The 9,141-nt window shown below is 56.5% G+C and carries 8 protein-coding genes; 3 read left to right on the top strand and 5 right to left on the bottom strand.

Annotated elements, in window-relative coordinates; genetic code table 11:
• Nucleotides 1-337: 337 nt before the first annotated feature.
• On the bottom strand, nt 338-2,284 hold the full coding sequence (locus ACTHND_RS06320) for an AAA family ATPase (protein WP_440176874.1): 1,947 nt from the start codon (nt 2,282-2,284) through the stop codon (nt 338-340).
• Between the two features lie 147 nt (nt 2,285-2,431).
• On the opposite strand from ACTHND_RS06320, the gene ACTHND_RS06315 reads away from it, so the two are divergent.
• Entirely contained in the window at nt 2,432-3,346 is a 915-nt protein-coding gene (locus ACTHND_RS06315) for a hypothetical protein (protein ID WP_440176872.1), read from the top strand.
• Nucleotides 3,347-3,512: 166 nt separating this feature from the next.
• Here the strand turns inward: ACTHND_RS06315 and ACTHND_RS06310 are convergent, their stop codons facing one another.
• The 4 genes from ACTHND_RS06310 to dctA all read right to left on the bottom strand — a co-directional run bounded on the left by ACTHND_RS06310 (nt 3,513) and on the right by dctA (nt 7,680).
• Nucleotides 3,513-3,920 carry a response regulator gene (locus tag ACTHND_RS06310; protein ID WP_440176870.1) on the bottom strand — a complete coding sequence of 136 codons (408 nt, stop codon included), beginning with the start codon at nt 3,918-3,920 and terminating at the stop codon, nt 3,513-3,515.
• Nucleotides 3,921-3,997: 77 nt separating this feature from the next.
• Nucleotides 3,998-5,398: an alpha/beta hydrolase family protein gene (locus tag ACTHND_RS06305; protein ID WP_440176868.1), complete on the bottom strand. Its 1,401-nt coding sequence runs from the start codon at nt 5,396-5,398 to the stop codon at nt 3,998-4,000.
• 118 nt (nt 5,399-5,516) lie between these two features.
• Entirely contained in the window at nt 5,517-6,299 is a 783-nt protein-coding gene (locus ACTHND_RS06300) for a glycine zipper 2TM domain-containing protein (protein ID WP_440176866.1), read from the bottom strand.
• A gap of 94 nt (nt 6,300-6,393) precedes the next feature.
• A complete protein-coding gene (gene dctA / locus ACTHND_RS06295; RefSeq protein WP_440176864.1) occupies nt 6,394-7,680 on the bottom strand; it encodes a C4-dicarboxylate transporter DctA in 1,287 nt (428 codons plus the stop codon).
• Between the two features lie 54 nt (nt 7,681-7,734).
• On the opposite strand from dctA, the gene ACTHND_RS06290 reads away from it, so the two are divergent.
• Complete coding sequence (locus tag ACTHND_RS06290) at nt 7,735-8,199, top strand: hypothetical protein (protein WP_440176862.1); 465 nt, start codon at nt 7,735-7,737, stop codon at nt 8,197-8,199.
• Between the two features lie 69 nt (nt 8,200-8,268).
• Entirely contained in the window at nt 8,269-9,093 is an 825-nt protein-coding gene (locus ACTHND_RS06285) for an NAD(P)H-hydrate dehydratase (RefSeq protein ID WP_440176860.1), read from the top strand.
• The last annotated feature ends 48 nt before the right edge of the window (nt 9,094-9,141 follow it).

Genomic DNA, 9,141 nt, shown 5'->3' with positions numbered 1-9,141 from the left:
TTCATAAAGGGCCTTGTATCTTCTGTCTTCCCCCTCTCCCTGCTTGCGGGGAGAGGGTCGGGGTGAGGGGCAATACAGGCGTCGAAAGTCCCGTCTCCTCCCCTGTGAAACGGGGGAGGTGTCAGCGCGTAGTCGCTGACGGAGGGGGCCTATCCGCTCCGGATGCCAAAAAAGCCTCTGCGAATTCGGAGAGGCTGCGAGGTGGAGGTTTATATAGATTTGCGCGCCGTATAACCGAAACCGGCCCAAAAGGCCAGAGCACCCGCGAAACTATTTTTTCGCGGGTGCGAGAGGCAGGCGGAGTTGAAATTGAAATCTATTTCAAAGCTCCCCGCTCCTAACTCACGCGACCAAGGAGCGAATTGGCGATTTCCTCCAGTTCCGCTCGACCTTGGAAAGGGAGAACGTCCCAAAAATCTTCTTGATTTACCAATTGGATTAGCTTTTCAATATCTTTGCCTTTAAAGCCATCGGGCAAATAATCCTCTATATCTCCCAACTTTAAAACATAAATATTACTGTTTCTCATATTTTCAATAAACAGATTTAATGAATCTTTATCGTTTCCATCAATTTGATCTATCAATTTAATTCGTCTAGATTTAATATAATTCCATATCCTCTGAGATTCGCTCCAATTCCCATTTTGCATAGCTATATCAATCGCATCAACCAACGTCTTGGCATCTATACTATTTGCATCGCTTGTAAGCGATTTTTTCACACCATCGACGTCAAGCCTGAATAATGATTTTATAGAATTGTCGCCAATTTCTTCCAGATAATCTAAATCAGCCACTACAGAACAATTTACACCGCAAGCTGATAATAATTTTTGGTACGCAGGAAATAAATTTTTTCCGCCCACGCTCACAATTTCTATTGTTATGCCACCCTTAATTACTTCAGATCGCCCCTTTATATCCAAAAGTTTTTCAAATACCATCTTATCTGAAATACCTTCAACTAAGACTACATGATCGGCGAAAAATATTCGCTCATTGTTTTGGCTATTGACCGCATTAAAAAGGTGTTTCGGGTTTGGTAGGGAAGTGGAATTTAATCTAATTGACCTGCTTCTCTGCCTTTCGCTATAGACTCTAGAAACATATTGAATTGACGACGGCGTAATAAAACTAGGCGAATGAGTAGTCATCACGAATTGATTTCCAGTCTCTTCGGATAATTTTTTAAATAAATCAAACAAAGCCGTTTGCCATTTTGGGTGCAAATGCAACTCGGGCTCATCAACCAATATCAATGCATCCCTTACATTTAAACCGTAAATTGCAAATAAATAGGTAAGCAATTCTCTTTCACCTGAGGATGCGGCACTTGCCAAGAATACCGTTCCCTGTTTTTTCAAGAGAACATCATATTCATTTGTGTCTACGTTTACAGTAGTCAACTCCCACTCATATCCTAAAGATTTCAAATTTGCAGTTAGAGATTTAATTTGCGGATCATTGTCAAATTCAGTCTTGGCAGAAATGTTTGATTTTTCGAGAAGATGTCTGTATTTTCTAGATATCCTGCCGATAGATAAATACATTAAATTTGCTGGTGATCTAGAATTTGTGGAAGAAAAATTTCTAATCTGATCAATATCATTGTATTCAGACAACCTTACGCTTGATAAAATATTGCTGGCCGTCCTATTTACAGGCAGGTACATCATCGGCATTTGCAAAGAGGTGGTCCCAACCTCGCTCCTAAGCCGATTGTCAATTTCAAATAATTGTAAATATTCGCGGAATTGTCTAGCATTATCGTCTTGATTTTGATCAAGTTGATGTCCATTCCAGCGATATATAAAGCTGGTCCCAGGTTGAATTTGATCAGGGTTCCATTGTTCGCAAACAGACCATGGATCGTTTTCCAGAATTTTTTTGGAATTTGCAATTAATGATTTTGCTTCTGATTTGATAGATTTCATCCCATCGATATCAGTTTGCGATATCTGCAATTCTACCTCAACTGATTGAGGTTTATCCAAAGCGTGGCTATGTTTTTCGAGATTAATTATGCTTCCTGTATTATCATTTAATTGCCAACGGATACCTACATCCCGTTGAACCTGAGTCAAAAATCTTGGCCGAATAAGGTGACCTCTGAAAATTGCAACAATTGTATCTAGTAAATTAGTTTTCCCCCCTCCATTAGGGCCTACAATTATCGATATAGGCCCATCAAATAGAACTTCCTGCGGTTCAAGGAAACTTCTTACGTTTTCGATCTTGATTCGCTTTAACCGCATTTCCACACAGCCTTTTTGATGCCACACCAGATATTAGTTTTTCCGATTTTTTCCTAACACTCAAGAAAAATTACAACCATAACGTTTTCCCATTTCTTTGCATTTCGCCACTTAATACCGCATTCCCAGTAATGACTTAATCCCCTCCCCACCATCTGCGCCTATCCTATCCGGATGGAGGCCAGTCCCGACACCGACGATGATGCCCTGTCCGACGCCGACAGACTGAAGGCGCGGCGCGAGGCCCTGCGCGGGTTTGTCGACGCCATCGCCCGCCATATCCAGACCCTCGACCTGCCCGAAACCTATCTGGAGGCCGAGCGCGCCGCGCGGGCGATCACCGTCCATGACCGCGCCATCGAGACCCTGCCCCTGACCGTCGGTGACGCCGAAAGCGACCACGCCCAGGCCGCCATCAAACCGGTCCGCCGGCTGCTGCGCCGCTATGCCGATCGCGTCATGGAGGCCGTCACCTTCATCCCCAAGCCCCTCTGTTTTCTGGAAGGCGAACGCGCCGGGCGCTACGCCCTGGCGGCCGACCGTATGCTGGCCCAGCTCTACGAAGCGCCGCGCGTCGATACGCCAAAACCCGCCAAAGCCGCCCGCTTCGCCGATGACGATCTCGATGAAGAGGAAAGCGCCTATCCTTCGGGCGAAAACTGGAAGCTGGACCTGCAAAACCGCGTCGATCGCATGACCAGGGCCCATGCCCGGAATTGCGGCGTCTGGCCCGATGGCAGCCCGTGCCTGCCCGGCGCTCCCGAACCGGACCATCCGTTCAACGAAGCCGACCGCGGCGTTCTGCTCCGCCTGGCGGCCAAAGACCCCGATCCACTCGATAAAGAACGCCTGACGGCCCTGATCATCGCCGGCCGCGCCAATGCCGTCACCCGCGCGAGGGCCCGCCTCGACGGCCGCTGGCCCGACTATTCGCCCTACCGCGAAAGCGATGCCGATTTTTACGACATCTCGGCGCGCTTTGATGAAACGGTTCTCAAACAGCCGCCACCTGATCCCCCGCCCACCCATGTCGAAACCATCGGCCCGACGGGCTTCCCGGCCTGGCTGGTGCGCAAGGTGCCACCTTGAAGACGAAGCAAGATACCCCACCACCGCATCTCCCTTTGGTCGTGCGGTCCCCCTCCCCGACAAGTCGGGGAGGTATAGAAAGGATCATACCTCCCCAATTTATTGGGGAGGGGGACCGCGCCATTCTTCATGGCGTGGTGGTGGGGGTTCTTGCTTTCTTAAAACTTCAGTTCACCCACTTGACCGAAACCGCCGTCACAATCTCTTCCAACTGTTCCATCAGGAACGGCTTGCACAACACCTCGTCCATCCCGGCCAGTTGACACAGTCGGCGTGTGCCCATGTCCGAATGTCCGGTGATCCCCACGATCGGCACCGGCGGCACCAGCCCCTCGCCTTCCTGGCCGCGGATCGCCTTGGTGGCCGCCAGCCCGTCCATGACCGGCATCTCGATATCCATGAGGATCAGCGCATAGACCGATTGGCCCGACATCTCCAGCGCCTCGCGGCCGTCGCGCGCGCGCTCGACGCCGAAATCCAGCAGGTCCAGCATGGCCTCGATGACGAAAGCGGTCTCGTCATTGTCATCGGCCACAAGGACCAGACGATTTGTCTTGGGGCTGAGTTCGCTCATGCCGCACCCTTTGGCCGCACCCTTTTACACATGCGCGGACCATAGCCCGACGCATGTAAAGGATCAGTACGGGATGGCTATTGGCGGCCCATGTTTCGATCCGCCCAGGTGATGAAACTGGCCATGTTCGGCGCATCCGTATGGCCGCCGGTATGCTGCCGCCAGGCCAGTTGGCCATCCAGCAGGTCGGTCAAGGGCGGCGGCATGACGGCGGTTTTGTAGTCGTTGCCGACGCCGAGATCCTTGGCGCCGAGCAGTTTCCAGACGCTGCCGGCCGCCACGGTGGCCATATAGCTGCCTTGCTGGTCCAGCCACTTGGCGTCACCCTGTTCGGGCACGCCGTAGGAGATAAAGACCAGGCGCGGCGCCGCCAGGGCGATCAGTTCGTGGGCATCCACCGGCAGGTCGCCGGCATTGAGCGGCCCGCCATATTTGAGGAAGTTGCCGGCCATCCAGTGATATTCGCCGGAACCGGTCAAGGATTCGACCGACTCGCCGAAATTGCGCCGGTGCGGCTTGGCGCCGCCTTCGCCGGAAGAACCGATCAGCCCCATGGAAAAGCGCTGGTCGAAGGCCATGGTGACCAGCGCCGCCTTGCCGTAGCGCGACACGCCTTCGATGCCGATGTGCGATTTGTCCACTTCCGGCCGGGTGGTGAGATAATCGAAGACCCGGCCGGCGCCCCAGGCCCAGGCACGCAAGGCGCCCCAGTCGTCCGGCTTGCGCGGCTGGCCCTTGTTGACGAGGCCGATGATGCCTTGCGTCAGGCCCGCGCCGTTATCGGCCTGGTAGCTGGTCGGGTTGAGGATAACCACGCCCCAGCCGTCCGCCACCAGTTGGTGAATGCGGTCGAGATTGGCGGCCTGCGCCGCAGCCAGAAAGCCCGCCATGCGCGGGTCCATGTCCTTCGGCGGGGCTGGCGGCACTTTCGGCGCCGGGAACTGGGCCGGTCCCCAGTTGAACATGATCAGCACCGGCGCCGGGGCTTTCGTCTTCGCCGGCAAGATCAGCACGGAGTCGATATCAACGCTTATCGCCGGGTAAGCCGAATTATCGACATGCCCCACCAAGCGCGACGCCACAATGTCCGTGTCCCGCAGGGTTTCTGTTTCGCTCTCAGTGATCTTCCACGTCACGGCGGGCACATTTGCGGGGATACGGCCATAAACCTCACGTTCAAAGGCTTCGGCAATCTGCGGCCGGCGCTTTTGCCACCAGTCATCGGCCGTGGTGACTTTCCGGCCATTGTCGAGGGTCAGGATATCCGGCCAGTCGGGATAGGGATTGGCTTTGGCCTCGTCATAATTGGCGTGGTCCGGTGCCTTTTCATCGCCATTCGGACCAGGGCGGAGGGTCTGGATGCCAAGCTGGTCCCTCATGTTCTGATGGTCCTGCTCAGCGGTGAAGATCTGGGCCGGCGCCGCCCCTGGTAGCGCTAACAGAACAAGACCCAAAACGACGCTGACAACCGCTTTCATGATATCCTCCGGGCAAATGACAGCGTCATTGGCGCGCCGTCTGCCCCTACCTTTTCATAAAAGGGCCCGCAGGTGAAGACGATAAAGGCGGAAGATGTTCCCACCTTCCGCCTTCCTGTTAGTATCCGGAGCTTGAATAGCTGCTGCTGGAATAGCTGGACGATTCCTCATGCCAGCCGCCGTCACGGTCACGCCAGCCATAGGCCACCACCTGGCCGATATGCCAGCGGCCATCATCGTCCTGCCAGCCAACGGCACGCGGGCGGCCATAGTGCCACTGGCCCTGGTCGTCACGCCAGCCTTCGTCGGCATTGTACGGGCGGCTGGAGCCATATTGCGAACCGGAATTATAGCGGTCATCGACATAAGGCCGATCCGATCCGTTATTGTCATCAGGCCGGGTCTGGTAATCGCTGTTATCGCTGTAGGGGACAGTGTTGTATCCCCGGTCATCCGACTGGCTGTAGCGGTTCGATGGCGGATCGTAATAAACGTTGTCGTAATAGCCGCTTTGCGGGCGGTCGCGGAAATACAGCACCTGGTAGCCATCAGGCGCCGCTGGCGGCGAATAATACTGGCCCTGACGATAGGCGTAATAGGCGCCGTTATAGCACTTCACCGACGACTTGCCGACCTGATTGCCGATCACGCCGCCGAGGACCGCGCCCCCGACCGTGCCGAGACCGCGCTCATGCTTAGATACCTGGCTGCCGGCCAGGCCACCGACCACGGCGCCGATCACCGCACCATTGGTGCCGGCATTGTCCTTTTTGGCGTAACAATAACCATCATAGGACCGCGTGTCATACTGGGCGTGGGCCGCGAAGGGCATGGCCAGGGTGGCCGCCATCAGGCCGAGCACGGCCAGCGAAGGCGCCAGATATTTTTTGTGCTGTGTCATTTCAAGGTTCTCCTACAGGCGCAAAGCCTTTGCCTGCCAGCCTGAACCCATAAGTATAAGTATGCAATAAGGCGCGCTTGCGGCGGGAATGGGCCTATTGAGCCGGTATTTCCAGCGCATTGCGGTGCAGACCCGCTTTCAACGCTGCCCTGTCCAGTTCACCTTCCCAGCGCGATACCACCACGCAGGCGACGCCATTGCCGATGAAGTTGGTGAGCGCCCGGCATTCGCTCATGAACTTGTCGATACCGAGCACGATGGCCATGCCGGGCACCAGCGCCGGATTAACGACGGCGAGCGTCGCGCCGAGGGTAATGAAACCGGCGCCGGTCACGCCCGAAGCGCCTTTCGAGGTCAGCATGGCCACGCCCAGAAGGGTCAGTTGCTGCATCAGGCTGAGGTCATAACCCAGGGCCTGGGCGATAAACAGCGAGGCCAGGGTCATGTAGATATTGGTACCATCGAGATTGAACGAATAGCCGGTCGGGATCACCAGCCCCACCACCGGTTTCGAGCAGCCGAGCGCCTCCATCTTGCACATAAGGTTCGGCAGGGCGCTTTCGGATGACGAGGTGCCGAGCACGATCAGCAGTTCGTCCTTGATATAGGCGACGAAACGGAAGATCGAGAAACCGGTCAGCCAGGCGACGATGCCAAGGACGACGACAACGAACAGTATGGCCGTCAGGTAGAAGGTGCCGATCAGCATCAGCAGTGAGCCCAGCGCGGCCGCGCCGAACTTGCCGAGCGTATAGGCCATGGCCGCGCCGGCGCCGATCGGCGCCAGTTTCATGATCATGGTGATGATATCGAAGATGATCTGGCTGCCCTGGTCGATCAGGTTGCGGATTTCCTGCACCGGCGGGCCGATACGCTGGAGCGCGAAACCGGTCAGGATGGCGACCAGCAGCACCTGGAGGATATTGCCCTCGGCAAAGCCGCTCAGGAAGGTATCCGGGATCAGGTGCAGGAAGAAGTCGACCAGGGTTTCATGGGTTTCCGGCGCCATATATTTGGCCACGGCCGCGGCGTTGCCGGCGGCGTGCATACCGGCGCCCGGCTTGATCACATGACCGACGAGCAGGCCAATGATCAGGGCGAAGGTTGATATGACCTCGAAATAGGCGATCGCCTTGACGCCGACGCGCCCGACCTGCTTCGCCTCGGCCACCTGTCCGATGCCGGAGACAACCGTGCAGAAGATCAGCACGGCAATGGTCATCTTGATCAGCTTGACGAAGCCATCGCCCAGCGCTTTGACCCAGGGTTGCGCTGCCACTTCCGGCCAGATCAGGCCGACGGCGGCCCCCAACGCCACGCCGAAAAGGACCTGCACATAGAGATGGCGGTAGAAAGGCTTCTTGATTTTATTCTCTGGCATGGCCGCCCCGTTTATTATTGGCGCACACTGTATAAGCGGTTAGGCTTCGTCACAATGGTTGAAATACGCCCGCTTACACCTGCCGAGATCAGCGCCCTGCCAACAGGACTGCTGGCGGTCGTCCCCTTTGAGGCGGTCCGGCTGATCGACGGCCACCACTGGGTGTCCTGGCTGGCGCGACTGATCGGGCGCGGGCCGCAGATCGTGGTGCGCGGCCGTCGGATTTTCTGGCCGCGCCTGCCGGCGGATATGAGCGATAACGCGGTCGCCATGAGTCTGCTGGCCCATGAGCTCGTCCATATCTGGCAATATCAGACCGGCATGACTCTTTGGCGCTATGTATGGCGCGAACGTGGACAGTATCATTACCGGATCGATGGCCGGGCCTATACGGATTACGGCTACGAGCAGCAGGCGGCGATGATGGAGGACTGGATGCGCCTGCGCGCCGGATTTCCACCGAGATACGGCGAGGTTGATAATCTTACGCTGGCAGCGCTACTACCTTTTGTGAAGTAAGAAACCCCATACCGCGCCTAAGGCGCGGTCCCCCTCCCCACCAAAGGTGAGGAGGTATAAGGATATAGGATGGATAATTCGCCCGATCTTTGGCTCTCTGCCCTGCCCGCTTTAAAAGCCGAGGGCAGCAAGTATGATCGCGGCCACTGCGTCGTGCTGGGCGGCCCCGTGGCTTCAACCGGGGCGGCAAGGCTTGCGGCACGGGCGGCCCTGCGGATCGGCACCGGACTGGTGTCGGTGGCGTGCGATCCATCGAGCCTGATCGTCTATGCCACGGCGCTCGAAGCGGTGATGACCAAGCCGGTGAAGGATGAGGCTGGCTTCGCCGCATTGATCGGCGATCCCCGCGTCACCTCTGTGGTCATGGGACCAGCGGCCGGCGTCAATGACCGCACCAAGGCGTTTGTACTGGCGGCGCTGAAAGCCCAAAAAGCCTGCGTGCTCGATGCCGATGCCCTGACTGTTTTCAAGGACGATCCGTCGTCGCTTTTCGACACCATCCGTTCGCCGGTCCTGCTCACACCGCATGAAGGCGAGTTTGCCCGGCTATTCGGCAAGGTCACCGATCGGGAAAGCGACGCCTTGCGGGCGGCAAAGACCAGCGGCGCGGTGGTCCTGCTGAAAGGCCGAGATACGGTGATCGCCGCACCCAATGGCCGCATCGTCATCAACCGCGATGCCCCGCCGACCCTCGCCACCGCTGGTTCCGGGGATGTGCTGGCGGGATTCGCCGGCGGGCTGGTGGCGCAGGGCATGGCGGTTTTCGATGCCGCCTGCGCCGCCGCCTGGATACACGCCGAAGCGGCGCGGCTGTTCGGCCCAGGCCTGATCTCGGAAGACCTGAGCGAGACCGTGCCGCAGGTGCTGCGCCAGTTAGAGCGTTTTCCGCTCTGAGTTGAACAGATAGGAAAAAGCACGAACTCTTTACTTGAAAGCACTTTA

Source organism: Asticcacaulis sp., assembly GCF_051954415.1.
In the GTDB taxonomy this organism is placed as follows: Bacteria; Pseudomonadota; Alphaproteobacteria; order Caulobacterales; family Caulobacteraceae; genus Asticcacaulis.
The sequence above is the reverse complement of the archived record's forward strand: the minus strand, read 5'-3'. Positions and strand labels throughout refer to the sequence as shown.